General features: G+C 53.0%; 28 protein-coding genes. 11 read left to right on the top strand and 17 right to left on the bottom strand.

What is annotated here, in order from left to right; genetic code table 11:
• Window positions 1-62, bottom strand: a 62-nt coding sequence (locus RDN66_RS04910) for an IS1 family transposase (protein ID WP_001676991.1), incomplete at its 3' end; no start/stop codon positions are given.
• A 41-nt stretch (window positions 63-103) separates the two neighbouring features.
• On the opposite strand from RDN66_RS04910, the gene RDN66_RS04905 reads away from it, so the two are divergent.
• Together RDN66_RS04905 and RDN66_RS04900 are read left to right on the top strand one after the other, a co-directional pair.
• Window positions 104-586 (top strand): hypothetical protein, encoded by a 483-nt coding sequence (locus RDN66_RS04905; protein ID WP_308537598.1) that lies wholly within the window; start codon window positions 104-106, stop codon window positions 584-586.
• Window positions 570-1,061, top strand: a complete 492-nt coding sequence (locus RDN66_RS04900) for a hypothetical protein (protein ID WP_181814588.1) — start codon at window positions 570-572, stop codon at window positions 1,059-1,061. Before RDN66_RS04905 ends, RDN66_RS04900 begins: the two co-directional genes overlap by 17 nt.
• A 97-nt stretch (window positions 1,062-1,158) precedes the next feature.
• On the opposite strand, the gene ompW is transcribed toward RDN66_RS04900, so the two are convergent.
• Entirely contained in the window at window positions 1,159-1,794 is a 636-nt protein-coding gene (ompW, locus tag RDN66_RS04895; protein ID WP_202215880.1) for an outer membrane protein OmpW, read from the bottom strand.
• A gap of 518 nt (window positions 1,795-2,312) precedes the next feature.
• On the opposite strand from ompW, the gene RDN66_RS04890 reads away from it, so the two are divergent.
• From RDN66_RS04890 to yciA, 3 genes are read left to right on the top strand one after another with little or no spacing between them, the layout of a single operon-like run.
• On the top strand, window positions 2,313-3,056 hold the full coding sequence (locus RDN66_RS04890; RefSeq protein ID WP_308537595.1) for a YciC family protein: 744 nt from the start codon (window positions 2,313-2,315) through the stop codon (window positions 3,054-3,056).
• Window positions 3,057-3,103: 47 nt separating this feature from the next.
• On the top strand, window positions 3,104-3,643 hold the full coding sequence (locus RDN66_RS04885; protein ID WP_035892980.1) for a septation protein A: 540 nt from the start codon (window positions 3,104-3,106) through the stop codon (window positions 3,641-3,643).
• Between the two features lie 15 nt (window positions 3,644-3,658).
• Window positions 3,659-4,057, top strand: a complete 399-nt coding sequence (yciA, locus tag RDN66_RS04880; protein WP_035892982.1) for an acyl-CoA thioester hydrolase YciA — start codon at window positions 3,659-3,661, stop codon at window positions 4,055-4,057.
• Between the two features lie 82 nt (window positions 4,058-4,139).
• Here yciA and RDN66_RS04875 read toward each other — a convergent pair whose 3' ends face one another.
• Window positions 4,140-4,676, bottom strand: coding sequence for a YniB family protein (locus RDN66_RS04875; RefSeq protein ID WP_202215882.1), 537 nt, complete (start codon window positions 4,674-4,676; stop codon window positions 4,140-4,142).
• A 135-nt stretch (window positions 4,677-4,811) separates the two neighbouring features.
• Between RDN66_RS04875 and hxpB the strand changes: the two genes are divergently transcribed.
• The 4 genes from hxpB (at window position 4,812) to RDN66_RS04855 (ending at window position 8,644) form a co-directional block, all read left to right on the top strand.
• Window positions 4,812-5,480: a hexitol phosphatase HxpB gene (gene hxpB / locus RDN66_RS04870; protein WP_202215883.1), complete on the top strand. Its 669-nt coding sequence runs from the start codon at window positions 4,812-4,814 to the stop codon at window positions 5,478-5,480.
• 153 nt (window positions 5,481-5,633) lie between these two features.
• Window positions 5,634-6,395, top strand: a complete 762-nt coding sequence (kduD, locus tag RDN66_RS04865; protein ID WP_202215884.1) for a 2-dehydro-3-deoxy-D-gluconate 5-dehydrogenase KduD — start codon at window positions 5,634-5,636, stop codon at window positions 6,393-6,395.
• Window positions 6,396-6,484: 89 nt separating this feature from the next.
• Window positions 6,485-7,075 carry a metal-dependent hydrolase gene (locus tag RDN66_RS04860; RefSeq protein WP_035892990.1) on the top strand — a complete coding sequence of 197 codons (591 nt, stop codon included), beginning with the start codon at window positions 6,485-6,487 and terminating at the stop codon, window positions 7,073-7,075.
• Between the two features lie 177 nt (window positions 7,076-7,252).
• Window positions 7,253-8,644, top strand: a complete 1,392-nt coding sequence (locus RDN66_RS04855) for an L-cystine transporter (RefSeq protein WP_035892992.1) — start codon at window positions 7,253-7,255, stop codon at window positions 8,642-8,644.
• A 124-nt stretch (window positions 8,645-8,768) separates the two neighbouring features.
• Here RDN66_RS04855 and cedA read toward each other — a convergent pair whose 3' ends face one another.
• From cedA to osmE, 8 genes are all read right to left on the bottom strand, one after another.
• Window positions 8,769-9,008 (bottom strand): cell division activator CedA, encoded by a 240-nt coding sequence (gene cedA, locus RDN66_RS04850; RefSeq protein WP_035892993.1) that lies wholly within the window; start codon window positions 9,006-9,008, stop codon window positions 8,769-8,771.
• 139 nt (window positions 9,009-9,147) lie between these two features.
• Window positions 9,148-9,903 carry a chitin disaccharide deacetylase gene (gene chbG / locus RDN66_RS04845; RefSeq protein ID WP_115074727.1) on the bottom strand — a complete coding sequence of 252 codons (756 nt, stop codon included), beginning with the start codon at window positions 9,901-9,903 and terminating at the stop codon, window positions 9,148-9,150.
• Between the two features lie 11 nt (window positions 9,904-9,914).
• A complete protein-coding gene (locus RDN66_RS04840; protein WP_035897024.1) occupies window positions 9,915-11,261 on the bottom strand; it encodes a 6-phospho-beta-glucosidase in 1,347 nt (448 codons plus the stop codon).
• A 105-nt stretch (window positions 11,262-11,366) separates the two neighbouring features.
• Window positions 11,367-12,191 (bottom strand): transcriptional regulator ChbR, encoded by an 825-nt coding sequence (gene chbR / locus RDN66_RS04835; protein WP_115074726.1) that lies wholly within the window; start codon window positions 12,189-12,191, stop codon window positions 11,367-11,369.
• A 25-nt stretch (window positions 12,192-12,216) separates the two neighbouring features.
• On the bottom strand, window positions 12,217-12,564 hold the full coding sequence (chbA, locus tag RDN66_RS04830; protein ID WP_035897022.1) for a PTS N,N'-diacetylchitobiose transporter subunit IIA: 348 nt from the start codon (window positions 12,562-12,564) through the stop codon (window positions 12,217-12,219).
• A gap of 54 nt (window positions 12,565-12,618) precedes the next feature.
• Window positions 12,619-13,977 (bottom strand): PTS N,N'-diacetylchitobiose transporter subunit IIC, encoded by a 1,359-nt coding sequence (gene chbC, locus RDN66_RS04825; protein ID WP_308537594.1) that lies wholly within the window; start codon window positions 13,975-13,977, stop codon window positions 12,619-12,621.
• A gap of 84 nt (window positions 13,978-14,061) precedes the next feature.
• Entirely contained in the window at window positions 14,062-14,382 is a 321-nt protein-coding gene (locus RDN66_RS04820) for a PTS sugar transporter subunit IIB (protein WP_035897020.1), read from the bottom strand.
• Between the two features lie 287 nt (window positions 14,383-14,669).
• Window positions 14,670-15,008 carry an osmotically-inducible lipoprotein OsmE gene (gene osmE / locus RDN66_RS04815; RefSeq protein ID WP_035897019.1) on the bottom strand — a complete coding sequence of 113 codons (339 nt, stop codon included), beginning with the start codon at window positions 15,006-15,008 and terminating at the stop codon, window positions 14,670-14,672.
• Window positions 15,009-15,235: 227 nt separating this feature from the next.
• On the opposite strand from osmE, the gene nadE reads away from it, so the two are divergent.
• Window positions 15,236-16,063 carry an ammonia-dependent NAD(+) synthetase gene (nadE, locus tag RDN66_RS04810; protein ID WP_202215885.1) on the top strand — a complete coding sequence of 276 codons (828 nt, stop codon included), beginning with the start codon at window positions 15,236-15,238 and terminating at the stop codon, window positions 16,061-16,063.
• Between the two features lie 99 nt (window positions 16,064-16,162).
• Here nadE and spy read toward each other — a convergent pair whose 3' ends face one another.
• The 6 genes from spy to RDN66_RS04780 all read right to left on the bottom strand — a co-directional run bounded on the left by spy (window position 16,163) and on the right by RDN66_RS04780 (window position 23,023).
• A complete protein-coding gene (gene spy, locus RDN66_RS04805; RefSeq protein WP_167540428.1) occupies window positions 16,163-16,669 on the bottom strand; it encodes an ATP-independent periplasmic protein-refolding chaperone Spy in 507 nt (168 codons plus the stop codon).
• A gap of 318 nt (window positions 16,670-16,987) precedes the next feature.
• Window positions 16,988-17,965 (bottom strand): succinylglutamate desuccinylase, encoded by a 978-nt coding sequence (gene astE / locus RDN66_RS04800; protein WP_123651433.1) that lies wholly within the window; start codon window positions 17,963-17,965, stop codon window positions 16,988-16,990.
• A gap of 9 nt (window positions 17,966-17,974) precedes the next feature.
• A complete protein-coding gene (astB, locus tag RDN66_RS04795; RefSeq protein WP_202215886.1) occupies window positions 17,975-19,300 on the bottom strand; it encodes an N-succinylarginine dihydrolase in 1,326 nt (441 codons plus the stop codon).
• Window positions 19,297-20,775, bottom strand: coding sequence for a succinylglutamate-semialdehyde dehydrogenase (gene astD, locus RDN66_RS04790; RefSeq protein ID WP_202215887.1), 1,479 nt, complete (start codon window positions 20,773-20,775; stop codon window positions 19,297-19,299). Before astD ends, astB begins: the two co-directional genes overlap by 4 nt.
• Window positions 20,775-21,806 (bottom strand): arginine N-succinyltransferase, encoded by a 1,032-nt coding sequence (astA, locus tag RDN66_RS04785; RefSeq protein WP_308537593.1) that lies wholly within the window; start codon window positions 21,804-21,806, stop codon window positions 20,775-20,777. Before astA ends, astD begins: the two co-directional genes overlap by 1 nt.
• Complete coding sequence (locus RDN66_RS04780; protein WP_202215889.1) at window positions 21,803-23,023, bottom strand: aspartate aminotransferase family protein; 1,221 nt, start codon at window positions 23,021-23,023, stop codon at window positions 21,803-21,805. Before RDN66_RS04780 ends, astA begins: the two co-directional genes overlap by 4 nt.
• Window positions 23,024-23,473: 450 nt before the next feature.
• On the opposite strand from RDN66_RS04780, the gene xthA reads away from it, so the two are divergent.
• Window positions 23,474-24,277: an exodeoxyribonuclease III gene (gene xthA, locus RDN66_RS04775; RefSeq protein ID WP_035897757.1), complete on the top strand. Its 804-nt coding sequence runs from the start codon at window positions 23,474-23,476 to the stop codon at window positions 24,275-24,277.
• The last annotated feature ends 445 nt before the right edge of the window (window positions 24,278-24,722 follow it).

Here is a 24,722-nt window from a genome sequence, read left to right as displayed (position 1 = left end):
CCGTTACGCACCACCCCGTCAGTAGCTGAACAGGAGGGACAGCTGATAGAAACAGAAGCCACTGGAGCACCTCAAAAACACCATCATACACTAAATCAGTAAGTTGGCAGCATCACCGAGCACCAATACAACTTTAGCCAACGTAGCCAATAATGCTGAGGTTGGGAAGAGTAAGTCTAAAAACCATAAAGGAATTAATTATTTCTATTCTGTATTAGTCATAACGTTATCATTGGTCGTCGTCTTGATGAGTCTTTTAGTCCGTGAAAAAACGCACTTACTTGACGAGAATAACCCCATTGAGAAATTATCGACTTATCATCTGTTTGATTTTAAAAACTGCCCTGTTTATACCACTCAGAAAAATACAGATTCATTATCTGAAAATAAAAAAGACATTTTCATAAAAATGGTCACTAAAGAGGGACTATCTTGCCTGCCAGGGACAGTATTTCTTTACCAGGTATCAGAGTCATACCTTTATGGTAAGGAAGGCCGGGTGTTTATTAACCGCTGTACAACAAACAGTGATGGTTTTATTTCATGTTTGAATTACTACTGGAATGGTTATGAACAAAGTCAGTAACCCGGTGATGTATTTAACCGCTATCATTGCGATAGCCTCACTTCTGCTGTCGGCATACTTGCTCTTCACGCGTCAACCGCGAGGCAGCATGAATGTCGATTGTTCAACTATGCTACAAATGGCCTATAAAGACCCTGACCTAACGGCCACCATCGATCTCACCTTCCGATTGCACCGAAACCATACTGGACAGGTTGCCCTGAGTGGGAAAATCAAACAAGACGATCGTACCCAGACTATCTCAAGAACGATGTTATTTGACTACGAGGTGAAGACGCCGGGTGAGATCTCATTAGATAACATGCGCTATGCCAAAAACCTGAAAGATTCAGTAACGGACGATGAGTTCAAGATGAATTTCTTTTATGTTCCCGATGGGCAAAAAAGAACCATAAAAATACGCGCCACCCGAAACGCCTATCTTATTGAAAACCTGCACTCCCCCGTTTTTCTATGTGTAAATACAAAGTTGTAGTATGAAGCGCCTGGACCGTTACAAAGATTCAGGCGGGAAAACGTGGAAAAAAAACTGGCCATATAACGACCAGTTTTATAGGCGTTTGCCGAAGAAATCAGAAGCGGTAACCGGCGGAGAACATAAACACCCACGGATCCAGTCTGGTGCTGACGCTCTGGTTCACGCCATTCGCTTTAAACTTCACGTTGGTGTCGATATCCATATACCAGACCGACATGTTCAGCAGCCAGTCGCGGTTAATCAGATAATCCAGACCCACCTGCCCTGCGGCTCCCCAGGAGTCGTCGAGGCTCAGATCAGAAAGTCCTGCCTTTTTACCGGTGTCGTTAAAGTCGTTATCAAAGAAGGTGGTGTAGTTGATGCCCGCGCCGATGTACGGACGTACCTTGCTTTGCGCGTCGCCAAAGTACCACTGCGCCATCAGCGTCGGTGGCAGATGATGGACGGTCGCGATATCACCGGTAGGGCCGGTCCCTACTTTGTGACGAAACGGTGTCGCTGCCAGCAGTTCAATACCAATATTCTCCGTCGCCATATAGGTAAATGTCAGCCCTAATTGCGTATTGTTGCTGACATTAAAGCCACCGAGACTGCCCAGAACATTATCAGAGCCTTCTGTCGGTCTGACCGTCGCAGAACCCGCACGAATGAAAAATTCTCCCGCCTCGTGCGCCCAGACGCCGCTTGAAAAGGTACTCAAAACTAATGCAGCCATTGCTAACTTCTTCATATCCATTTCCTCGTTATGGTTTTTTCTAGCGCGGAGAATATACCTATAACGGAGTGCTTTTTGCTCGAGATAAGTCACACCAAATCATTAGTTTTAACATTTATTGATCTAGATTAATTTTTTGCCCACATCGAATTCACAGAATTTATATCCACATCAATTTCATAAATTTCACGCAAATGATTTAACGCCGCACTCTTACAGTGATGAATGGAACAGTCTGATTTTTATACTAATTACTCTATTTATGTTGGCCAATCGCTCTAATCAGGAATGGAATCCGCCGTCAATGAGGGTCTGACTTCAAGCCCCTGTTCGATCACGGCCCGCGTTAGCCATTCCTGCCCGAACGTGGAGATAAAATGGATGAATCAAGCAGCAGGACTCTCTGACACCCACGCCCTGAGTTCCTTTTTACAAAGATATACTTAGCGCAGCTGGCGTAGGGAGTGCTACGGCCACGCGATTTGCGGTACAATTGCCGGCTAATCAACACCTGCCATACTCAAGGAGAGTGCATGTCTATCACGGCGCAGTCCGTATACCGTGACACGGGTAATTTTTTCCGTAATCAGTTCGTCACCATCTTACTGATTGCTTTGCTCTGTTCATTTATCACCGTAGTGCTCGGCCATGCCTTTTCTCCGAGCGACGATCAGCTGGCGATGCTGACCACTGGGGATAATCTGGCGGGCAGCACCGGTCTGTTCGATCTGGTACAGAACATGACTCCAGAGCAGCAGCAAATCCTGCTACGCTCCTCTGCGGCTTCAACCTTTTCTGGGCTCATCGGTAATGCGGTTCTCGCGGGTGGGATCCTGCTGCTTATCCAGTTAATCTCCGCCGGACACCGCGTGAGCGCTCTGCGCGCTATCGGCGCAAGCGCGCCGGTGCTGCCGAAAATGTTTGTGCTTATTTTTCTCAGCACTTTCTTGATCCAGATGGGCATGATGTTGGTTATCGTCCCAGGTATTCTGCTGGCTATCGTGCTGGCGTTCGCGCCGATTATCATGGTGCAGGATAAACTTGGCGTGTTCTCTGCCGTTCGCATCAGTACGCGTCTGGGTTGGGCTAATTGGCGCCTTATCGCACCGGCAGTTATCGGCTGGATGCTGGCAAAAACGCTGCTGCTGCTTCTGGCATCCAGCTTTGCCGTACTCACTCCTTATCTCGGCGCCGTGGTGATCAATACCCTTAGCAACCTCGTTTCGGCTTTGTTGCTGATCTATTTATTCCGCGTGTATATGCTTATTCGTCAATAAACTGATGCTGCCCATCGGTGGGCAGCGCTGAACTACGGAATCGAAGTATGAAGCAGTTTCTGGATTTCTTACCGCTGGTTGTCTTCTTTGCGTTCTATAAGATTTATGACATCTATGCGGCCACCAGCGCGCTGATCGTCGCCACTGCGGTGGTGTTGATTTACAGCTGGGTGCGCTACCGCAAAGTTGAAAAAATGGCGCTTATCACCTTTATTCTGGTGGCAGTGTTTGGCGGCCTGACTATCTTCTTCCATAACGATGAGTTTATTAAATGGAAGGTGACGGTGATTTACGCCCTCTTCGCTGGCGCGCTGCTGGTGAGCCAGTGGGTGATGAAAAAGCCGCTTATCCAGCGCATGCTGGGCAAAGAACTCACCCTGCCGGAAACCGTGTGGTCGCGGCTGAACCTGGCCTGGGCAGTATTCTTTATCTTGTGCGGCGTAGCCAATATCTACATCGCCTTCTGGTTGCCGCAGGAAATCTGGGTAAACTTTAAGGTGTTTGGCTTAACCGCTCTGACGCTGGTGTTCACCGTGCTGAGCGGCGTTTACATCTATCGTCATATGCCGCAAGACGACCATAAGTAAGTACAGAGAAGAACCATGACTCAACAAAATGACGCGCCTCAGGGTGAGCTGGTATTACGCACTTTAGCGATGCCTGCGGATACCAATGCCAACGGTGATATTTTTGGCGGTTGGCTGATGTCGCAAATGGATATTGGCGGCGCCATTATGGCAAAAGAAGTCGCCCATGGCCGCGTAGTGACCGTGCGCGTGGATGGTATGACCTTCCTGCGCCCGGTTGCGGTGGGTGATGTGGTGTGCTGTTACGCGCGCTGCGTAAAACGTGGCAATACGTCAGTCACTATCAACATAGAAGTGTGGGTGAAGAAAGTGTCGTCGGAGCCGATTGGCCAGCGCTACAAGGCCACCGAAGCGCTGTTTATCTACGTCGCGGTCGACCCGCAAGGTAAGCCTCGCGCTATCCCAAGTGCATAAAACAACAAGCCCGGCAATCTATCGCCGGGCTTGTTGTTTGTAGGCCGGATAAGCAAAGCGCCATCCGGCAGCATGGCCAACCTTAGAGGAAACCCAACACCTTCAGCACAAAGTAGCCAATCACGATAATGATAATCGGCAAAATATAGAGCGGGAAAAACTGCACCAGAATCGTGTGACGCGGCACTTCGACTCGTGCTTCCAGCGCTTCACGGCTCAGCCCTTCCGCCCCTTTCGCTTTCTCCAGGATAAGCTGATCGTTCACCCCTTCCCGCAAATACTTCGCCTGACGCGACATACGTGCACCGGAATCCTGCAGCGCCAGCGCAACAAAGATCAGCGCATAGATAATCCAGAACATAATATTCAGGCCGTTATGGAAATCCGGCTGCGGTGAGTTGTACCAAAAGATATTTAAGAATGGCGTATTGAAACGCATCATTTCGACCATCACGTGCACGAAGTCCATCATGACGGCATCGATTCCCGGCTGTTTAGCGCTGTGCTCGTACATGAATTTGAGTACGGAAATCAGCGTTGAAATCACTGCAGGAATAAAAATCACCCACCCGGCGATACGCTTCAGGATGGCAATGCGTCCAGCTTGTTGATACGTCATGGGTTCCCCTTGTTAAGACGCCTACGCTCGGGCTAAGTGCTTATTTAGTCTACCCGCTGAAGGTGACTTTCGCCCGACTTTACGCGCGATATGATATACCATTGCTGCACTCGATACCCTAAAGGAGAGGTAGTTATGTCCACCGAGCGTCAAATACGTGCCGCGATTTTCGATATGGATGGCTTATTGATTGATTCAGAACCGCTGTGGGATCGTGGTGAACACGAAGTCCTGAGCGAGTTGGGGGTAGACTTCACCCGCCGTCATGAGCTTCCGGATACCCGCGGTCTGCGTATCGATCTGGTCGTGGATCTCTGGTTCGGGCAACAACCATGGACGGGGCCGGATCGCGCAACCGTCGTTGAGCGCATTATCAGCCGCGTTATCTCCCTCGTGGAAGAGACGCGTCCGCTGCTGCCGGGCGTACGTGAAGCGGTAGCGCTTTGCAAAGCTCAGGGGCTGAAGGTCGGTCTCGCCTCCGCATCGCCGCTCTATATGCTGGAAAAAGTGCTGACCATGTTCGACCTGCGTGACCAGTTCGATGCGCTGGCTTCCGCCGATAAGCTGGATTACAGCAAGCCGCACCCGCAGGTCTACCTTAACTGTGCGGCACAGCTCGGCGCCAGCCCGCTCAACTGCGTGGCGCTGGAAGATTCTGTTAACGGGATGATTGCCAGCAAAGCCGCACGCATGCGCTCTATCGTGGTTCCCGCGGCTGAAAGCCAACTTGACCCGCGTTTCAGCCTGGCCGATATCAAACTGTCTTCCCTCGAATCCCTCACCCGCGAAAATCTTCTTGGGTAATGGTTGTGCGGGCATACATTATGCCCGCAAATGATAACCACCTCATAAAAATGAAACGCTGTTTTATTTTTATTTGAATTTTCGACTACGCCCTTCTATGCTTTCGTCTGTAGGTCATTCTCATAACGATAAAAACCGCATACAGGGGTCGACATGATTCTTAACGCATTTAATCTGCAAGGCAAAGTGGCGCTCGTCACTGGGTGTGATAAAGGTCTGGGTCAAGGCATGGCGCTGGGGCTCGCCGAAGCCGGGTGCGATATTGTGAGCGTCAGCCGTCGGGTGCCGCAGGAAACCGCCGAAAAAGTGGCGGCGCTGGGCCGACGTTTATACGCGATTCAGGCCGACCTGAGTCAGGCAGAAAGCATCGCTGATATTGTGCCTGCGGCCGTTGCCGCGGCTGGCCGCATTGATATCCTGGTCAACAATGCCGGGACTATCCGCCGGGAAGACGCACTCACCTTTAGTGAAAAAGACTGGGATGAGGTGATGAATCTGAACATCAAATCGGTGTTCTTTCTCTCACAGGCCGTTGCCAGGCAGTTCATGAAGCAAGGTGACGGCGGAAAAATTATTAATATCGCCTCGATGCTCTCTTTCCAGGGCGGCATTCGTGTGCCATCCTACACCGCCTCAAAAAGCGGCGTCCTCGGCATCACCCGCCTGCTGGCGAATGAATGGGCGCAGCACCAGATTAACGTTAACGCGATTGCGCCAGGGTATATGGCCACCAACAATACCCAACAGCTGCGTGAAGACGCCGACCGCAGCAAAGCGATCCTGGACCGTATTCCGGCAGGCCGCTGGGGGTCGCCAGACGATCTGAAAGGCCCGGTGGTCTTCCTCGCCTCATCCGCCTCTGATTATATTAATGGCTACACCATTGCCGTCGACGGTGGTTGGCTGGCGCGTTAATTTTTTGACAAAGAGTTACACTGTAACCTCTTCCGCCTACTGTATAAAAACCCTATACTGTATGAATTTACAGAATAACGGGTTTTATCATGACGGCGGAAGGTCATCTGCTCTTTTCCATCGCCTGCGCGGTGTTTGCTAAAAATGCCGAGCTTACGCCAGTTCTCGCTCAGGGGGACTGGTGGCATATCGTGCCGTCGGCGATATTGACCTGTCTGCTGCCAGATATTGACCACCCGCGTTCTCTGCTTGGGCAGCGGCTCAGTTGGTTATCGAAACCCATCGCCCGACTCTGCGGCCACCGCGGGTTCACCCACAGCCTGCTCGCCGTTTTTGGCGCGCTGACGTTGTTCTATCTGAAAGTACCCGATAGCTGGATTGTTCCGGCCGATGCGCTTCAGGGGATGGTGCTGGGCTATCTCAGCCATATTCTGGCTGACATGCTGACCCCTGCTGGCGTGCCGCTGCTCTGGCCATGCCGCTGGCGTTTCCGCCTGCCCATTCTCGCCCCGCGCAAAGGCAACCAGCTTGAGCGCGTGCTGTGCATGGCGCTGTTCGCCTATGCCGTCTTTATGCCGCAGTCCCTGCCGGATAACGGCGCGGTCCGTTGGTCTTCCTCAATGATTAATTTGCTGCAAACGGACTTCAACCGCTTTATCGGTCGCCACGTTGAGCAATAATCCAGCGAAAATCACACTTTTGGCATAATCAATTCCATTTGGATATAAGCGGACTAATACACTTCTGTTAACCTTCTCACATCCAGACAAATCTTTACGGATTTGATCTAAAAAACACACGTCGCGGCTGTCTTTATTGCCGCTGAACGCCGTGGATAATACTTCAGGAGAACGGGGATGAATTTTCCATTAATAGCGAACGTTATTGTGTTCGTGGTACTGCTGTTTGCGCTGGCGCAAACGCGCCATAAGCAGTGGAGTCTGGCTAAAAAAGTACTGGTCGGTTTGGTTATCGGCGTGGTCTTTGGCCTTGCGCTACAGATGATTTACGGTTCCGACAACCCGGTGCTGAAAGATTCTATTCAGTGGTTCAACATTGTCGGCAACGGCTATGTGCAACTGCTGCAAATGATCGTGATGCCGCTGGTCTTCGCCTCAATTCTGAGCGCTGTAGCCCGTCTGCATAACGCCTCTCAGCTCGGTAAAATCAGCTTCCTGACCATCGGTACGCTGCTGTTTACCACGCTGATTGCCGCGCTGGTCGGTGTGCTGGTTACAAACCTGTTTGGTCTGACCGCTGAAGGTCTGGTTCAGGGTACGGCAGAAACCGCGCGTCTGAACGCCATTCAGAGCAACTACGTTGGTAAAATTGCCGACTTGAGCGTGCCACAGCTGCTGCTCTCCTTCGTGCCGAAAAACCCGTTTGCTGACCTGACCGGCGCTAACCCAACTTCTATTATCAGCATTGTTATCTTCTCCGCATTCCTCGGCGTCGCCGCGCTGAAGCTGCTGAAAGACGATGAGCCGAAAGGCAAACGCGTACTGACCGCTATCGATACCCTGCAAGGTTGGGTCATGAAGCTGGTTCGCCTGGTGATGCAGCTGACGCCTTACGGCGTACTGGCGCTGATGACCAAAGTCGTTGCTGGTTCTAACCTGCAGGACATCATCAAGCTGGGCAGCTTTGTTGTCGCCTCTTATCTGGGCCTGATCATTATGTTCGTGGTACACGGCCTGCTGCTGGGTGCTAACGGCGTCAGCCCGCTGAAGTATTTCCGTAAAGTCTGGCCGGTGCTGACTTTCGCATTCACCAGCCGTTCCAGCGCCGCTTCTATTCCGCTGAACGTGGAAGCACAGACCCGTCGTCTGGGCGTGCCGGAGTCTATCGCCAGCTTCTCTGCATCCTTTGGTGCTACTATTGGTCAGAACGGCTGTGCTGGCCTCTACCCGGCAATGCTGGCGGTGATGGTTGCGCCAACCGTAGGCATTAACCCGCTGGATCCGGTGTGGATTGCTACCCTTGTTGGCATCGTGACCGTTAGCTCTGCCGGTGTTGCAGGCGTGGGCGGTGGTGCCACTTTCGCGGCGCTGATCGTGCTGCCAGCGATGGGTCTGCCGGTGACGCTGGTTGCGCTGCTGATTTCCGTTGAACCGCTTATCGATATGGGCCGTACCGCGCTGAACGTGAGCGGTTCGATGACTGCCGGTACTCTGACCAGCCAGTGGCTGCGCCAGACCGACAAAGACGTGTTGAATAGCGAAGAAGACGCAGAGTTAGCCCACCGCTAACCTGCAGCCCGGCCGAGCGAAAGCGACGCCGGGGAGACTCCGGAGTCGGCATTACGCCTCGTCCGGGCTACAAAAAAACCGCTGGTTTGTATGCCAGCGGTTTTTTTATATCGGTATCACGCCATTACGCGTCTATCTCCCCTTCCTGCCGCATCTGCACCGCCCAACGCTGGGCCGACTCCGGAATGGTGAACGCCTGAGAGCGACAAAACGCGCTGCCCATCAGCACAAACGCCACGTACTTGCCGCGCAGTAACCAGACATCGCGAAAGCCTTCGACTTTCACAGCGTGATCGGGCGGAGCGGGTTCAGTACGCGGTACATAGCTGATAATCTGCCGTTTTTGTTGGCGAAGCGGTTTCATAAGCAGTTAAATTCACAATCAGTAATAGCAAAAGCAGGAAAGTCTTATGATAGCAGGATTCACCCGAGCGCGTCATACACAAAAAAGCCCGGCAGGAACGCTGCCGGGCAAGGGTTGAGGGGGTAAAACATCACTCTTCTTACACGTCGCGGTAGGTCCCGAGACGATAACCTCGTTCAGCAATCGCGTACTTCAGTGATTCAGAGGTCAGCACATCCAGTTCATCCAGACGCGGGTAGCAATACGCGCTGCCCATAATCGTCCGGTCGACAAACGCCGGATGGCACATCACTTCCAGAGATTGCTCATTACGTGCCATTGAGCTATCCAGCACCTTCAGGAACAGCGCTTCCGATACGGCATCACCGTAGAACTCACTGCTAAAGCTTTCGGTACTGCGCAGCCCTTCCGGTAACTCAAACGGATACGGAATAGTGCGGTCAACGCGTAACGCAATGCCTTTCGATTTCGCAAACTCGGCCACCAGCGGGAAAATTTGCGGGATCATGTGCACATGGTGATGACTATCAAAATGCGTCGGCTCGGCATCGAACAGGTCGATAAAGCGACGATATTGACACTCCAGCTCATGGGCAATTTCATCCATCGGCAACGAGTCCTCTTCCGCCATCTGCCAGATCCACTTGCCCAGTTTCCCCTCGCGGGTCAGTCCAGGCATCGGCGACAGCGGCTCGCCCAGCGTCAGCACAAAGTGCATCCCCACGGCAAGTTCCGGCGTACGGCGGCTCATACGAGCCGCGTGGTCGATAGCCGCACCGTTAACCAGCGCGGTTGTCGAGGTGACCAGACCATGTTTACAGGCATCGATAATGCCGTAGTTCTGCCCCTTGCTCAGACCATAATCGTCGGCATTAACGATTAACAAACGTTCCATCATGCCTCCTGTCACTGTTTCAGTTTCTCCACGGTGGCAGCGAAGTTCGGCAGCCATTCTTCATGCGCCAGAATCATCTCGCGAGCCAGCACCTCTGCATCTTTATCAGAGTGGATGAGCGGGCTTAAGTTCAGCGCCAGCAGCACATCGTTAAACTCACCGCTCAGCGCAGCCTGGCTTGCCGCCACTTCGAAACCTTTGATGGTGTGGATAAGACCCAGCACTTTCTCATCAAAATGGGTCACGCGCGGGTGCGGTTTTGCACCATCACGGCCCAGAATGGAGGTCACTTCGATAGACCAGTCTGCCGGGATATTATCAATATGGCCGTGGTGCGGAATGTTGACGTAGTGTTCAGTCTGCTTATCGTTGTAGATAGCGTTGATCACTTCGCACGCCGCATCGGAGTAGTACGCCCCACCGCGCAGTTCCAGCTCTTTTGGCTTCACGTTCAAGTCCGGATTTTTGTACAGTTCGAAGAGCTGCTTCTCGACTTTCTGCACTACCTGAGCACGCGCGCCGCCTTTGTAGTATTCGCCCATTTCAATCGCCAGCATCTCTTTTTGCTTGAAGTAGTACAGCAGATAAGAGCACGGCAGCAGGTTCAGGGAGCGCAGGAGTCCTTCGCTGAACGGCATATCGAAGATGTTTTTCACGGTATTCGCCGACAGCGTACCGGAGGCCACGCCGTCCAGCAGTTCCGCAAAGCGAGACTCGCCGTTCACCAGCACATCGCGGACGAACACCATGTGGTTCAGGCCAAACAGGTCGATAGAGAGGTCGTCTTTCTCGGTCAGGCGCAGCACGTCGGTGAAGAACATTTTCATACCGATTGGAATGTTGCACACGCCGATAAAACGTTTGAAATTGGTGTGACGGTAAACCGCTTCTGTCACCATCCCAGCCGGGTTGGTAAAGTTGATAACCCACGCATCCGGGCAGACTTCCTGAACATCTTTAATGATGTCGAAAATCACCGGAATGGTGCGCAGGCCTTTAAACAGGCCACCCGCACCGTTGGTTTCCTGGCCCAGATAACCGTGGCTCAGCGGAATACGTTCGTCTTTTTCACGGGCTTTCAGCTGGCCAACACGCAGCTGAGTGGTAACAAAATGGGCACCTTCGAGCGCTTCGCGGCGGTTCAGCGTCTTATAGACCTTCATCGGCACGCCCGCTTTTTCCACCATGCGCTCGCACAGCGCGTGGATAATATCCAGCTTCTCCTGGCCGCCTTCGACGTCAACCAGCCACAACTCCGTTACCGGCAGCTCATGATAACGTTTAAGAAAACCTTCCAGTAATTCAGGTGTATAGCTGCTACCACCACCAATAGTAACGACTTTCAATTTCTGGCTCATACTTTTCTCCCTCGAGATCCACAAGCTAAACGTGGCTTACCCGCCGCATAATATACGGTGAGCTAAATGCTTTGTTTCAGAACTACGAAATAATATCGTAGTGCGTTATTTAATAACCGTCAGTTTCTTACGATAATTGCTTGGCGTGAATGAGGTCAGCTTCTTGAATGTTTTAATAAACAGACTTGGGCTGCTGTAACCTGACTCATACGCAATATCGGTTACCGAGTAGTTGGTTATTTCCAGTTGTTTCTTGGCAAAGTTAATGCGGATATCGTTGATAATCTGCATCGGCGTTTTGCCATAATAGCGCTGGGTGGCTCGGGTTAGATATTCCTGGGTTTTCCCGGATAACTCGACCATATTTTCCAACGCACCTTCACCAAATTTTAATTTATCGTGCATAGCTTCTACGGTGGTTTTTAACCACTGTGGCGTCACATCCTGCGCCTGCTCTTCCCGGTGATGTCGTAGACGATTAATCACATAGAAGGAAACCAGTTCAATAAATTCGTCGAATTCCGTTTCGCGAAAATGAAGTGATGCAATAACCGACTCAATGTAGCTAAGAAACGTGCTTTTGATCGAATAGACTTGCGAAGCAACCAGCGCAAACGGCACCAGAGCCTGGTAATGGGTATCGAAGAAATCTTTGCTGATCCCCACATTGAGAATTCGCGTAGCACCGAACTCGTAGAAGCTCTGGTGATGCGACCCCATCGGGATGAAGACAAAATCTCCTCGCTCCAGCATGACCCGCTTACCGTTTATCTCCTGATAATAGCGGCCGGTTAGTACGATAGTGAACTCGTAGTAGTCGTGCTGGTGTAACCCACTGATACTTTCTGTTTTGTTGTAGATGAAGACATGAAAATTTTTACCGTTAAAGAGCTGTTGTTCTCGGGCGGTGTTAATTTCCATGGTGATCATCTTTGGTTGCCTCATAGGGAAAAGCCTATTGTACCTTCTCGTGGAGTTCGATCAATTCAGCAACCAGCTCGCGCGCCAGCATTGAGGTCATAAGATGATCTTGCGCATGGACCAGCACCAGACTCACCTTCATTTTACCTTCGCCTTCATCGCTCTCAATCAGCTGAGTCTGCACGCGGTGGGCTTCGCTCAGCGCAATGCGGGACTGTTCCATCGTGGCTTTTGCGGTTTCGAAATCACCCTGCTTAGCCAGTTTCAGCGCGGCGTATGCCAGGCTGCGTGCTTGCCCTGAGTTGATAATCAGGCCCATCACCACTTCTTCGAGATCGTTTTCCTGCACGTCCTCAGCAACAACATTATCCAGATCAAACATAACTTTTCCCTTTTGTGAGGGCGGTATGGAGACTCGCTCCATACCGCATTGGCATTAGAATTTCAGAGAGGCAGCGATGTCTTCTTCGCTTTCTTCTTCTTCAATGGTGGCCTGCGCTTTGTTCGAAATCATCACGAATGGCAGGTAAACCAGCGTCGAGACACCGAGGTTGAACAGCGCGACAATCAGGGCGGCAACGCTACCGTTACTGTTGAAGAACGCCCCCAGACCGGTTGGCATGGTCCACGGTGCCAGGTTAGTCACCGGAGGAATAATGCCCATGGAGTAGGCCGCCAGGGTGATCGCTGCCAGAATCGGCTGTACCAGGACGAACGGGATGAACATGACCGGGTTCATGATGATCGGCAGACCAAACAGAATCGGTTCGTTAATCTGGAAGATACCGGATGGCAGAGCCAGTTTCGCTACCTGACGATGGTCAGCGCGGCGGGAGGCAATGAAGATGGCGATAATCAGACCAAGAGTCGCACCGGAACCACCCAGCAGGATGTAGGAGTCGAGCATCGGCTTCGCCCAGAAGTGGAACTGCTGGCCAGCGGCAATCGCTGCGTCAACGGAACCGTACTGGTTGTACAGCGCGATGTTTTCCAGCTCCCATGGGGTCATGATGCCGTTATCCAGCGCGGTCAGCGCCAGAGAACCGTGAACACCGAAGAACCACAGCAGGCTGTTGAACACCACATAAGCCCAACCTACAACACCACCCATTGCTGCCAGCGGTTTGGAGATGGAGTCCATGATGATCTGGTGGAAGTTGCTGCCGTAAGAGGACAGAATCCACGAGAGGATCCCGAAGATAGACAGAATCAGGAAGCCCGGGATTAACGCCGAGAAGGAGCGCGCAACCGATGAAGGTACGCTCGAAGGCAGCGTAATGACCCAGTTACGACGGATAACGAAGGTGAACAGTTCCGCCACAACCAGACCGATAATCATACCGGAGATAATGTTTTGACCGCCCAGCCAGTTTGCACCGACGGCATAAGCATCGCCGACGCTGTATGGGGTGACGGTCATAAATGCTGCTACCGCCAGCAGGCCTGCTGCCATTGGGTCAACTTTGCGTTCTTCTGCTAACGCAGAGCCAATAAAGAAAGGTGCCATCAGCGACATAATGCCCAAGGTACCGTTATAAACGTTACCGCCGATGGCTTTAAAGCTGTCTAAGGTCGCAATGGTTGATGGATCCAGGCGGACCCCCATTGAATAAAAGAATGACCCCTCACCAAAACTCAGGAAAACGTTATTAATTAAGACGAACATGGCCCCCGCGAGGGTCAGTGGCATTAATTTAATAAAACCGTTTTTAATGGCATTGATGTGAGGCTGCTTTCCTATTTTAACAGCAAAAGGAAGGAGTACCTTTTCAAGCGAATCGATCACTTTACTCATAGAAAAATACCCTTAAAAGGCCGCAATCAATATTGCGGCGATTAATTATGAAATAACTCTTTGACGGGGAAAATAAATCAAAAATTACTGCGCAGCTGACTTCTTAATTGCAGCAACAGCTGCTTTTAACACACCTAAACCATCGACCTTGCCGTAGAGGGTTGAATCAATAACTTCAACCGGTTTGTTCGGCAGAATCTTTTTAATATCATTCAGCATATAGCCGATTTGTGGGCCAAGTAATACGACATCAGCCTCTGGACCTTTTTCCGCAGCGAAGGCTTCGGAGAATGCTTCAATAATAACCGGCACTTCGTATTTCTCAGCCTGAGCTCGCATTTTGGAGACCAGTAATGAAGTGGACATGCCTGCAGAACAAAATAGATAGATATGTTTCTTTTCCATTCACGCTTCCTCAACTTGTGAAATCTGTCATCATCGGGCGATGTTCCATGTGCCCACTACCCTCGTATGTAACAGATGAGTTTCTTCTGTTTATGGGATGAGTATACGGCAACAATTTGTGTACGGATAATTCTCATCACCCAAAAATTGTCTCTCATTGACCTCCCATTTTGACTACCTTCACACTTTACTCAAAATAATTCGCGACAAGAAATAAGCATGATGCCTCATAAAAAAGCCCGACACGTGGGTCGGGCTTTCGTACGAATCCTATAAATGCACGAGTATCACTTCTTGGTTGCAGGGTCCGTGTCGTACTCGGAGCAGGTCTGGTAGCCAGAGTTGATGACGTGGCCGGTGTCATCCAGAGCCACAAAGTAGGTTTCAGTTTTACCATCTCTTTGACCCAGAATGTAGGTCTGGCAGGTCCCTCGGGCATGAATCATGCTCACCTCAGAAGAGGGTTTGCCCGCAATCTGCATCACCTGGGAGCGACTCATCCCTTTTTTGACATCTTTTACTACCGGTTGAGTGAATTGATCTTTCGTACGGTCGTAGGCAGTACAGCCTGCCAGCATGGTCAATACCGCTGCTGCACCCAGAAGCCCTGCTACATTCTTGTTCATCTTCCCTCTCCTTTTTGTTGGTGTTCATTAAGCCTGGAATAAATATTGCTATTTATCAACTTAGTCAGCGAATTGATTACCGTAACCCACGGTAAATCGGGCTAATATCCAGCAGTCAAAACTGTGATCCTTGTCGTTTTACCGTCAAAGAGGTAGTTTTAACACTTTGTTCTGATGGGCCAACGACACGCGATTTTCAGGGTGGCACACACATTCCGGAGGGGTAAATGGCATTACAACAAGACATTATTCAGGCGCTCGGCGCAAAACCACAGATTGATGCAAAAGAAGAGATCCGCCGCAGCGTGGATTTTCTTAAGGCTTATCTGAAAACCTATCCGTTTATCAAATCATTAGTACTGGGGATTAGCGGCGGCCAGGACTCGACCCTTACCGGGAAACTGTGCCAGCAGGCGATTAATGAGCTGCGTGACGAAACTGGCGACAGCGCGCTGCAGTTTATTGCCGTACGCCTGCCTTACGGCGTTCAGGCCGATGAGCAAGACTGCCAGGATGCGATTACCTTTATTCAGCCGGATCGCGTACTGACCGTAAACATTAAAGGTGCGGTGCTGGCCAGCGAGCAGGCGCTGCGCGAGGCCGGTATTGAACTCAGTGACTTTGTTCGCGGTAATGAAAAAGCCCGTGAGCGTATGAAAGCACAGTACAGCATCGCCGGGATGACCAGCGGTGTGGTGGTCGGTACAGACCATGCGGCTGAAGCCATTACCGGCTTCTTCACCAAGTACGGCGACGGCGGCACCGACATCAACCCGATTTTCCGCCTCAACAAACGCCAGGGTAAACAATTGCTGGCCGAGCTTGGCTGCCCGGAACACCTTTATAAGAAAGCGCCAACCGCTGACCTTGAAGATGATCGCCCTTCTCTGCCGGATGAAGCCGCGCTGGGTGTCACCTATGACAACATTGATGACTATCTGGAAGGTAAAACGCTGCCTGCGGATATCGCCAAAACCATCGAAGGCTGGTATCTGAAGACCGAGCACAAACGCCGCACGCCGATCACGGTTTTCGACGATTTCTGGAAGAAGTAGTCTATTGATTTATCAGCAATAAAAAACCGCCGGAGCTGCCCATTGCCTGATGGCGTTTATGGGCAACTTCGGCGGTCTTAAGACAGTACGCTGAAAGTATTATTCAGCTGGCGCAGGAGGCATTTTACCTTCATGCGCTTTGTGTTCTGTCAGACGCTTCTCAAAATTGGCATTAAATTGCTTTTTCTGATCCGGCGTTAAGATGTTGTAGATCTTGTTCTGGGTTTCCAGACGAGACAACATCATGTCTTTATGCTGGGCTTCCATTTTGCTGATTTGCGCTTCTGCTTTCGCTTTGTCGAAGCTATCGCTCGCAATCAGGTTATGCATCTCGCGCATCTCTTCCTGCGGCGGACGTTTCATGTTCTGGCGGCTATCTTTCATGATGTCGCGAATCTGCTGTTTCTGAGCATCGGTCAGGTTCAGACCCTGGAACATCATGTCATGACGCGGGCCCATTTTACCTTTGTGATGATGCATCATCGTACCGTTCGGCTGTGCCGCATCGGTGGTGGTCGTAGAGGTGGTGTCCGCAGCGTGAGCCAGGTTCGCCGCGCCCAGAGCCAGGGTAGAGGCAACAAACAGAGCAGTTAATTTTTTCATCATCGAATCCTTACTTTTCAGTTATTCTGACGGCGCATCGCCGTGTTGACGAGATTAACTTTACGGGGTTTATCGTCAATTAATCAGAGCGTGCGTAAAACAATGAAAGTGTAAAAAACGATTTCGTGCCAATTATGAGGGAATTAAGGAAAAACTATGGAGAGTTGCTACAAAAATATTCAAGACACTGATTAAGAAGAGATTTTGAAGAATTATAAAGCAGGCAAGATTAATAATAAAGCAAAATACTAAGAATTATCTGCAATAAAGTGTGGTACTAAAGTTAAAAAGCCGCGACGAAGGCTCGCGCGGCTCGTTTAATTAATCCTGCGGTGGACAACGCTCCAGCATTAATCCTGCTCGTAACCCCAATGCTACCTCTGGATTCGGGAACAGGACATACTCGCACGGCGAAGCTACTACATACCGGGTATCCCCATCTTCAGCCAGCAGCGTGCCTTTGGCAAAAGGGGTGAAGTTCAACGTCTGCGCCGACATATAGAGGCGGAAATCAGCGCTACGTCGGGTTATCTGCTGCACTACGCGGTAGTACAGCGGTACGGCTGATGACCCTCCGCCCCATTCTCCCGCCAACAGATGCCTAAGCTGACGCGTCACCAGCGCGAACTGGCTCAGGTCATTTTGCCCAAACGGTTTTGCCTTCCCGAGTTCCAGCGTACAGGCTAATGCACCAAAGTACTCGCAGCTAAAGTGGGTAAAGGTACCGCCGGGCGACTGATGGAAAACCAGCGCCTGCATGCCTGCCGAGCCCAGCCAGCGAAGAAACGGTGGGTCCCATGGCGTCTCTCTCGCAGGTAAAACGCCAAACCGCTGATGATGAGAGCCACGAATGGCGGTGTGCAAATCCAGATGCCAGCGCACCTCCGCCGGACAACGCTGATAGAACGCCGTTACTGCCTGTTCAAGGCTTGCAGCACGGACCGTTTCGTCGCTGACGGGAAAATGCCGCCAGCGGGCACCGAACATGCGGTTCATATCGCTATGCAAATAGCGCTTGTTATCACGCAACGCAGGCGGATTCCCCAGCACCACCAGCAGATGCCAGCGCAGCTTGAGTTCACCTTTTATCAGCGCATGCAGCAGATAATCGACTATCTCGACCGGCGCGGTTTCATTACCGTGTATCCCCGCCGACAGGACCAGCGCCTGCGAGCAGGGTTCATGCGGCGTGAGCTGCAGCACGCCCGCTTCACGCCATTCCCAGTGAAAGTAGTCGGTATCGCCTTCCGGCTCTGCCGGCATTCTTCCCGCGAGCGTAAGGGCCAGAAAATGTTTCATATCACCTTCTTAGCGCTGGAATGGATAAAGCGAACCCAGCCGCAATATTTGCGTTAAGCGGTCAAGCGCCTCTCGCCCTTCCTGTAACAGCTGAGGGTCAGCCAGGTCTGCCTGGGTCAGGCGATCGCGATAATAGCAATCCACCCAATCATTCAGCGTGGTAAACAGCGTGTCATTCATCATCACCGCAGGATTCACCGCCCGGCGCTCGTCATCTGTCAGTACAACTCGCAGGCGCAAACAGGCTGGTCCGCCGCCGTTGGCCATACTTTCACGCAGGTCAAATACCTGCAGTTCGTCAATGGGGTTATCGTCTGCCAGTAATTGGTTCAGGTAGCGCCAGACCCGCGGATGTTCCTGCGCCTCCCCCGGCAACACCAGCATCATGCTGCCGTCAGGTTTGCTCAATAGCTGACTGTTAAACAGATAGGTCGAAACCGCATCATCCACCGAGACACGAGAAGCGGGAACTTCAATCGGTATAAACCCCGGTATTTTTTGCGCCAGTTGGGCCATCAGCGCGTGCTGATTAACAAACGCCTCCGCGTGGCAAAACAGCACCTGCCGGTTACTGACCGCGATCACATCATTATGGAACACGCCCCGGTCAATCGCCTGGGGGTTTTGCTGAGCAAAAATCGCCTGATTTGGATTGAGCTGATTAAGCCGTGCCACCGCTTCGCTTGCCGCGCGCGTTTGCCGGGCGGGATAGCGCTGCGGCTGTGTAGCACCGGTAGCATCCCGGCCATAGATAAAGAGCTGTATGCCCGGCTGGCCATAATCACGCCCCAGACGGTTATGGTTCGCGGCGCCTTCATCACCGAAAGCGGCAACGGACGGCAGCGCCTGGTGTACAGCAAAGTGATCCCGGTTAGCAAAAATGCCCTCGAGAATGGCCTGCGTCGTTGGCGCTTCACTGGCGCGATGCAGCAAGCTGCTAAGGTTAGCCACCGTGAAATGCACTTTCCCGTCCAGCGCATCGGCTGAGGGGCAAACCGTCGCGGCATTGGCAACCCACATCGCCGAAGCCGAACTGGCGGCGCTCAGCAATTCAGGGGCCTGGGCCGCGGCTTTGGCAATAACCTGCTCATCACGTCCGCCAAAACCGAGCTGACGCAGAAGCGCCACGTTTGGTCGCTCCTGGGGCGGGATCACGCCTTGCGCGAATCCCGCGTCCGCCAGCGCCTTCATCTTTAATAGCCCCTGCTTCGCCGCCCGTTGCGGGTTAGAAACCTGATACTGGTGTTTCGCCGACGCTTCATTGCCGAACGACAGCCCGGCGTAATGGTGGGTCAACCCCGGCAGTCCATCAAAGTTCACTTCCCAGGCGTTCATGATTTCACCTCGTGGTGAAAATCGAGTCCAGGGTTGAGTGCCGTTGGCAGCGTCAGCGTCGCTGACTCAAGGCTCGCCATCGGCCAGGCGCAATAATCTGCGGCATACCACGCGCCGGGGCGATGGTTACCGGAAGCGCCGGTACCGCCAAACGGCGCGGTACTCGCGGCACCGGTCAACGGTTTATTCCAGTTGACTATCCCGGCGCGAGCCTCCAGCAGAAGGCGCTCAAATTTCTCACGTTCCGGCGAGACCAGACCGCAGGAAAGGCCATAGCGGGTGGCGTTGGCAAGAACAATTGCCTCGTCAAAATCATCATAGCGCCATACGCCCAGCAGCGGCCCAAATACCTCTTCATCGGCAATATCACGCGCTTCGCTCAGTTCAATAATCCCTGGCGTCAGCAACGAGGTACCCGGTTTGATTAAACGCGGCGCCAGCAGCGTTTTTCCGCCTTTTTCCACCTGGTGCTGCCAGGCCTGATAGACGCGCTCGGCGGCCAATGGCGAAATGAGCCCGCCAATAAACGGCTGCGGTTCCGCATTCCATGCCCCCGGTACAATTCGCCCGGCCACATCGACTAGACGTTGCAGGAAAGCATCCCCAGTAGCGCCGCGTTTCACCAGCAGCCGACGGGCGCAGGTGCAGCGCTGCCCGGCGGTGACAAACGCTGACTGGATGGTGAGATGCACCGCCGCATCGATATCATCAATATCGTCGACAATCAGCGGATTGTTGCCGCCCATCTCCAGCGCGAGCATTTTTTGCGGCTGCCCGGCAAGCTGGCGATGCAGATGGAAACCGGTCGCCGAACTGCCGGTAAAAAGCACGCCGTCCAGACCCGATTGCCCGCTCAGCGCTTCGCCGGTTTCACGGCCGCCCTGTATAAGGTTCAGCACTCCCGCAGGTAGCCCGGCTTGCTCCCACAGTTTCACCACCGCTTCGCCGCATTCTGGCGTCAGTTCGCTGGGCTTAAAGACCAGCGTGTTACCCGCCAGCAGCGCCGGAACGATATGACCGTTCGGCAGATGCCCGGGAAAGTTATAAGGGCCGAAAACCGCCAGCACGCCGTGCGGACGGTGACGCAGTGACGCTGCACCGTCCGCCATCTCGGTATGGCTCTCTCCGGTACGGCTGTGATAAGACTTGATGGAGATGGCGATTTTATTGATCATCGCCGCCACTTCCGTTGCCGCTTCCCAGCACGGTTTGCCGGTTTCACGAGCAATCGTTTCAGCGAGCGACTTTTTATTCACTTCCAGCAGCCCGGCAAAAGCCTCGACTATCCTCTGACGTTCCCCCAGCGGCAGACGAGCCCAGGCGGGAAAGGCCGAGCGTGCCGCCGCGACCGACATCTCCACCTGGACGGAATCCGCATCGTTACCCTGCCACACCGTCTCTGCGGTTACCGGGTTTACGCTCTGACGCACCGCGCCATGGCCTTTCAGCCACTGTCCGTTAATCCATAGGCTCATTATTTTTTCTCCTCAGGGCACAGGCGTACCAGGCGAACGGCATCGCCCGGGTGGCAGTTCAGGGCATCGGACTGTTCAGCGTTTAACGTCAGGACATCAGCCTGCGGGTCCGCATGCACCAGCATGGCGCGATAGTGCTGATACTGTTCATTTGCCACTACGCACAGCGGCAGGTCCGTTCCCGCCGGTTCACCCGCGACCACCGTGACCAGGCGGCTTTTGCGCACCGCGCGTACGCGGTCAATATCGCACTCCAGCGTCGGCCCGCCGTCGAAAATGTCGACATAATCACGATAGCGGAAGCCCTCTTTTTCCAGCACGGCACGTGCAGGCGCCGTTTGCGGATGTACCTGACCAATCACCGCCCGCGCCTCTTCGCTGAGAAAGTCGGTGTAGATCGGGTGCTTCGGCATCAGTTCGGCGATAAAGGCTTTCTGCCCGGTACCGCAGAGATAATCCGCGCGGGCGAACTCCATCGAGAAAAAGCGCTTGCCCAGGCTCTCCCAGAACGGCGAATAGCCGTGGTCGTCGATGACGCCGCGCATCTCCGCCACCACCTTGTGGTTAAAGCGGTCGCGAAAGGCGGCCATAAACAGAAAACGTGAGGATGACAGCAGGTGTCCGTTGCTCTCTTTGCGCCATTCTGGGTCAAGAAACAGTGAGCACAGTTCGCTACTGCCGGTGTGATCGTTGGTCAGAAACAGCGTTGGCAGCGCGTTGTAGACGTTCAGCTCTTTTGACGCATGCACCAACGTGCCAACCCGGTAGTTATACCAGGGATCGTTAATGCCGACGGCCACCTCAATGGCGCAGACCCCCACCACATCACCGCTGCGGGTATCTTCCAGCACGAACACAAAGCCCTGGTCGCCGCGCGGCAGCGTACCCTGCCAGGTGGCCTGCGAGCGGGCAATGCGTGCCCCGAGCGTCGCTTCATCCTGCGGTAGCGAGGTCAGCCCGCCGCCCGTTTTGCCGGCGAGTTTTAGCAGGCCGGACAAGTCACCGGACGCGATTGGACGGATTATCATCATGATGATTCTCCCGCGACAAAACGTTCACAGGCCGCGGCGAAACGGTTCAGACCGAGCGTCACGTCCTCTTCATTGACGATGAGCGCAGGGGCAAAACGCACCACGTTGGCGCCAGCAATCAGCACCATCAGCCCCTCTTCGGCGGCCAGCAGGCTAATCTGCTTGGCTTTTCCGGCGTATTCGTCACGCAGCGCGCAGCCAATCAGCAGGCCGATGCCGCGAATCTCGTTGAACAATCCAAACTGGGCATTTATGGCCTGTAAGCGCTCTTTAAACCACTGTTCGCGCTGTTTGACGCCGTTTAACACCGCAGGCGTATTGATGATAGAAAGCATCTCACCCGCAACCGCGCAGGCCAGCGGGTTACCGCCGTAGGTGGTACCGTGGGTGCCGACGGTCATGACGCTCGCCACCTCTTCACGCGCCAGCAGCGCACCAATCGGGAAGCCGCCGCCCAGCGCTTTCGCGGTGGTGAGCAGATCCGGCGTGATGCCATAGTGCATGTAGGCGTACAGTTCGCCGGTGCGGCCTACGCCGGTCTGTACTTCATCGAAAATCAGCACCGCATGGTGGCGGTCGCACAGCTCGCGCAGTTCACGTAAAAACGCAGGCGTCGCCGGGATCACCCCACCTTCCCCCTGAATAGGCTCGACAATCACCGCGCAGGTGCTGTCATCAATCAGCATGCGCGCAGATTCCAGGTCGTTATATATCCCGTGACGCACGTCCGGCGGCAGCGGTGCAAAGTCCTGCGAATAAGCGGGCTGACCGCCAGCGGTAACGGTAAACAGCGTGCGGCCATGAAACGCATTTTTGAACGCCACAATGCCGCTTTTATGCGCGCCGAAGCGGTCATGGGCGAATTTACGCGCCGTTTTCAGCGCCGCTTCGTTGGCCTCCGCCCCGGAGTTACAAAAGAAAATGCGGTCAGCAAAGGTGGCATCAATCAACTGCTTCGCCAGCCTTAACGCCGGTTCATTGGTATAGCCGTTGCCGGTATGCCAGAATTTCGTCGCCTGCTCGGTCAGGGCGCGGACCATCGCGGGATGCGCGTGTCCCAGGGCATTCACGGCAATCCCGCCCGCAAAATCGATATACCCTTTCCCCTCTTGATCCCACAGCCAGGCCCCCTCACCGCGCACAGGAATAAACGGTGCCGGCGCGTATACCTGCATCATCCACTGATCAAAATTCTGACGGCTGATTGATTGAGACATAGCGACCTCGACAAGTAAATAAATGGTTTATTTTATGTTAATAATTTGAGTGCATTTCACCTTAAATGTAGATTGCACAGTTCATGCCAGCGAGAGATAAAAATGCATAAACGAGGTTTGACAACGAAATATCAATGAGTTAAGGCAGACACTTATTCACACAAAATGCATAAAAAGTGAATATTAGTGACAACTGGCGATGATTGCAGGGTGAAATTAAGAAATATTATGCATCAGCAAAATATCATTCTGGATTTGTGATCAACTGCGAAATTTATCGTAGATTTACGCCTCATTACGGCGCAGATTGCCTCAATCTGGTGCGTTTTTTGCTCGGTAACATGGCAGTAACGATAAAAGAAATTGGCGATACCACCGGCCGGAAGCAGCGAGCCACGTTAAATTCTGCTACTATCCCGTCACAATTCACCAGGTAAAGTGACTCCGACTATGAAATTTGTCTCTTTTAATATCAACGGCCTGCGCGCCCGCCCTCATCAACTGGAAGCCATCGTTGAAAAACATCAACCTGATGTGATTGGCCTGCAGGAGACAAAAGTTCACGACGATATGTTTCCGTTGGAAGACGTGGCTAAACTCGGTTACCACGTTTTCTACCACGGGCAAAAAGGCCACTACGGCGTGGCGCTGCTGACCAAAGCCGAGCCGATTGCGGTACACCGTGGTTTCCCGACCGACGACCCTGAAGCGCAGCGTCGTCTGATCATCGCCGAAGTCCCGTCACCGTTTGGTAACGTGACGGTGATGAACGGCTATTTCCCGCAGGGAGAGAGCCGTGACCATGAAACCAAATTCCCGGCCAAGACTAAGTTTTATCAGGATTTGCAGGACTATCTGGAAACCCGACTGAGCAAAGAGAACCCGGTGTTGATTATGGGCGACATGAACATCAGCCCAACCGACCTCGATATCGGGATTGGTGAAGACAGCCGTAAACGCTGGCTGCGCACCGGCAAGTGTTCGTTCCTGCCGGAAGAACGCGAGTGGATGCAGCGTCTGCTGGGCTGGGGTCTGGTGGATACGTTCCGTAATGCGAATCCGGAGACTAACGATCGTTTCTCGTGGTTTGATTACCGTTCCAAGGGGTTTGACGATAATCGTGGGCTGCGTATTGATTTGCTGTTGGCGAGCCAACCGCTGGCGGCGCACTGCGTGGAGACGGGGATTGATTATGAGATCCGTGGGATGGAGAAGCCGTCGGATCATGCGCCGGTGTGGGCGACGTTTAAATAGTTCTCGTTCGGTTTAGTGCCCTGTTGCGCTCCCTTCCAATGCTAGCCATATAAATTGCGCTGGCGCAGGGAGCGCGCAAGGGGCGGCCAATCGCCGCCGCCCCCTGCACCCCCGGGCTCTGGCGGCAAAATCGCCACTTCGTGGTTCCCTCAGCTTATCCCTTCCGGCTTCGGGTCGGGCGCGAGTTCACATCCATGTGAACCACGCCCTCAGCCCACATCCATGTGGGCTGACCCGGCCTACAGGGAACGCTTCGGCGATTTAGACGCCACCAACACCAGAGCAGTTTTTTAGCCAACAGCAAAACCTGAGTGACTGAAACGGCGGAGTCCCCGCTGGAAATCGGCGAGCCGAAGAATGGAAGACAAGGTCAGGACGCCATGGATGGCGGACTGAGGCGAACCGAGACAGGGATGTCGAGTTTCGCCGTGCCGCAGGCTGGAAT

Source organism: uncultured Kluyvera sp., from assembly GCF_902485085.1.
Classification (GTDB): domain Bacteria; phylum Pseudomonadota; class Gammaproteobacteria; order Enterobacterales; family Enterobacteriaceae; genus Kluyvera; species Kluyvera ascorbata.
Note: the sequence above shows the minus strand (reverse complement) of the source record. Positions and strands in the feature narration are given on the sequence as shown.

Coding starts and splice junctions, on each gene's coding strand:
- RDN66_RS04900 (WP_181814588.1), top strand. CDS start 570: ATGAACAAAGTCAGTAACCCGGTGATGTATTTAACCGCTATCATTGCG.
- ompW (WP_202215880.1), bottom strand. CDS start 1,794: ATGAAGAAGTTAGCAATGGCTGCATTAGTTTTGAGTACCTTTTCAAGC.
- RDN66_RS04890 (WP_308537595.1), top strand. CDS start 2,313: ATGTCTATCACGGCGCAGTCCGTATACCGTGACACGGGTAATTTTTTC.
- RDN66_RS04885 (WP_035892980.1), top strand. CDS start 3,104: ATGAAGCAGTTTCTGGATTTCTTACCGCTGGTTGTCTTCTTTGCGTTC.
- yciA (WP_035892982.1), top strand. CDS start 3,659: ATGACTCAACAAAATGACGCGCCTCAGGGTGAGCTGGTATTACGCACT.
- RDN66_RS04875 (WP_202215882.1), bottom strand. CDS start 4,676: ATGACGTATCAACAAGCTGGACGCATTGCCATCCTGAAGCGTATCGCC.
- hxpB (WP_202215883.1), top strand. CDS start 4,812: ATGTCCACCGAGCGTCAAATACGTGCCGCGATTTTCGATATGGATGGC.
- kduD (WP_202215884.1), top strand. CDS start 5,634: ATGATTCTTAACGCATTTAATCTGCAAGGCAAAGTGGCGCTCGTCACT.
- RDN66_RS04860 (WP_035892990.1), top strand. CDS start 6,485: ATGACGGCGGAAGGTCATCTGCTCTTTTCCATCGCCTGCGCGGTGTTT.
- RDN66_RS04855 (WP_035892992.1), top strand. CDS start 7,253: ATGAATTTTCCATTAATAGCGAACGTTATTGTGTTCGTGGTACTGCTG.
- cedA (WP_035892993.1), bottom strand. CDS start 9,008: ATGAAACCGCTTCGCCAACAAAAACGGCAGATTATCAGCTATGTACCG.
- chbG (WP_115074727.1), bottom strand. CDS start 9,903: ATGGAACGTTTGTTAATCGTTAATGCCGACGATTATGGTCTGAGCAAG.
- RDN66_RS04840 (WP_035897024.1), bottom strand. CDS start 11,261: ATGAGCCAGAAATTGAAAGTCGTTACTATTGGTGGTGGTAGCAGCTAT.
- chbR (WP_115074726.1), bottom strand. CDS start 12,191: ATGATCACCATGGAAATTAACACCGCCCGAGAACAACAGCTCTTTAAC.
- chbA (WP_035897022.1), bottom strand. CDS start 12,564: ATGTTTGATCTGGATAATGTTGTTGCTGAGGACGTGCAGGAAAACGAT.
- chbC (WP_308537594.1), bottom strand. CDS start 13,977: ATGAGTAAAGTGATCGATTCGCTTGAAAAGGTACTCCTTCCTTTTGCT.
- RDN66_RS04820 (WP_035897020.1), bottom strand. CDS start 14,382: ATGGAAAAGAAACATATCTATCTATTTTGTTCTGCAGGCATGTCCACT.
- osmE (WP_035897019.1), bottom strand. CDS start 15,008: ATGAACAAGAATGTAGCAGGGCTTCTGGGTGCAGCAGCGGTATTGACC.
- nadE (WP_202215885.1), top strand. CDS start 15,236: ATGGCATTACAACAAGACATTATTCAGGCGCTCGGCGCAAAACCACAG.
- spy (WP_167540428.1), bottom strand. CDS start 16,669: ATGATGAAAAAATTAACTGCTCTGTTTGTTGCCTCTACCCTGGCTCTG.
- astE (WP_123651433.1), bottom strand. CDS start 17,965: ATGAAACATTTTCTGGCCCTTACGCTCGCGGGAAGAATGCCGGCAGAG.
- astB (WP_202215886.1), bottom strand. CDS start 19,300: ATGAACGCCTGGGAAGTGAACTTTGATGGACTGCCGGGGTTGACCCAC.
- astD (WP_202215887.1), bottom strand. CDS start 20,775: ATGAGCCTATGGATTAACGGACAGTGGCTGAAAGGCCATGGCGCGGTG.
- astA (WP_308537593.1), bottom strand. CDS start 21,806: ATGATGATAATCCGTCCAATCGCGTCCGGTGACTTGTCCGGCCTGCTA.
- RDN66_RS04780 (WP_202215889.1), bottom strand. CDS start 23,023: ATGTCTCAATCAATCAGCCGTCAGAATTTTGATCAGTGGATGATGCAG.
- xthA (WP_035897757.1), top strand. CDS start 23,474: ATGAAATTTGTCTCTTTTAATATCAACGGCCTGCGCGCCCGCCCTCAT.